Origin of the sequence: Achromobacter sp. Root83 (assembly GCF_001428845.1) — a bacterium.
Classification (GTDB): Bacteria; Pseudomonadota; Gammaproteobacteria; order Burkholderiales; family Burkholderiaceae_B; genus Achromobacter.
In genome coordinates this window covers 1-1,252 of the sequence record NZ_LMIU01000021.1, presented here as the reverse complement: position 1 = coordinate 1,252, position 1,252 = coordinate 1, and the positions used below count along the sequence as shown (strand labels likewise).

General features: G+C 49.9%; 2 protein-coding genes and 1 pseudogene. All 3 read left to right on the top strand.

All coding sequences use genetic code 11. The annotated features are described in order from the left end of the window. On the top strand, positions 1–541 hold a 541-nt coding region (locus ASE30_RS29275), incomplete at its 5' end, for an RHS repeat-associated core domain-containing protein (protein WP_304438818.1). Between the two features lie 10 nt (positions 542–551). Beyond that, positions 552–968, top strand: a complete 417-nt coding sequence (locus ASE30_RS29005; RefSeq protein WP_156407682.1) for a hypothetical protein — start codon at positions 552–554, stop codon at positions 966–968. 98 nt (positions 969–1,066) lie between these two features. Further along, positions 1,067–1,252: pseudogene (locus tag ASE30_RS15870) on the top strand (sugar-binding protein); the annotation flags it as partial.

Genomic DNA, 1,252 nt, shown 5'->3' with positions numbered 1-1,252 from the left:
GATCCGATTCCAGGGGCAGTATCTGGACCATGAGACCGGACTGCATTACAACCGGCACCGGTACTATGATCCGGAGATCGGAAGGTTTATCGCGAAGGATCCGATCGGGTTTGCGGGTGGGTTGAATGTTTATCAGTATGCGGATAACCCCGTGGAGTGGGTTGATCCGTTAGGACTCTGGCCTGGGCAACCACGTAACAAGGATGGAAAATTTGGCAAGGGAGAACAACCTGGTAAAGGTTGCCCTTGCGATGGCGATCCCTGCAATAAAAAAACGCACGGCAACAGCCTGGACAGTAAGGTTCCTGCGATTGGCTATACATTGCGCGACCGGACGACAGGCGAAATTTTAAAGTATGGTGAAACCACTGTTGGTAAATCACGTTACACGGAAAAATATCTAGACGCCGAGCATGCACGAATGGTTCCCGAAGCTACGGGTTCAAAACGCGAGATGCACTGCTGGCAGCATCAAAAAATCTTGACCTACAAGACCGCGCATGGTGGAAAACGTCCGCGCTTAAATTTGAATGACTACTAGGGTTGGAAAAATGAGACTATGGACTTCGGGCGAAATAGAGCCTGACGTAGAAGAACAATCCAGAATCGCCACAAACATTATTGAACCTCTTGTAAATTGTGCATTGCAAAGCGTCGAGTTCGACGAGAAGGCGGAAAAGTGGACATTGATTCCAATCATCCTTTCAGACAAATTTATCTCTAGCTATCCTGAAATATGCCGAAGGTCGTCTAAAGGAACCGTACTCGAGTTTCGTTTGCATATTTCGCACAACGAATTCAAGCATGCCAATGCTGAAACGCAGATGACGATGATCTTCGATGCGCTGAATCGTTCGGTAGATCTAATGCCGAAGTTGAAAGTTTCGCTCAGGGATCAGGAGCAGTTCCGTACAGTGCTGAAGCAGGTACGTGCTGTCCTTTTACCGATCAGTACACAGATTCGGTAGAAATTCGACGTGAGAAAGGACCGAATTTAGGATTTTTTCTTTCGTTGGCGGGCAAGGCCTGCCGTATCAGCGGCAGTAGGAAGAGCCGCTCAGCGCGATTGGATGATCTGTTGCACGAATATGCGGGCACGCACTACCAATACGATGCACGTGGCAACCTGATCGATAAGCTGCACAACGGCAAACGCTCGCGCTTCGAGTGGGATCTGTTCAACCGCCTGACGGGCTATAGCAACGACGCGCTGCGTGTGAGCTATCAATACGACGCCCTGGGCCGCCGCCTG

Coding starts and splice junctions, on each gene's coding strand:
- ASE30_RS29005 (WP_156407682.1), top strand. CDS start 552: ATGAGACTATGGACTTCGGGCGAAATAGAGCCTGACGTAGAAGAACAA.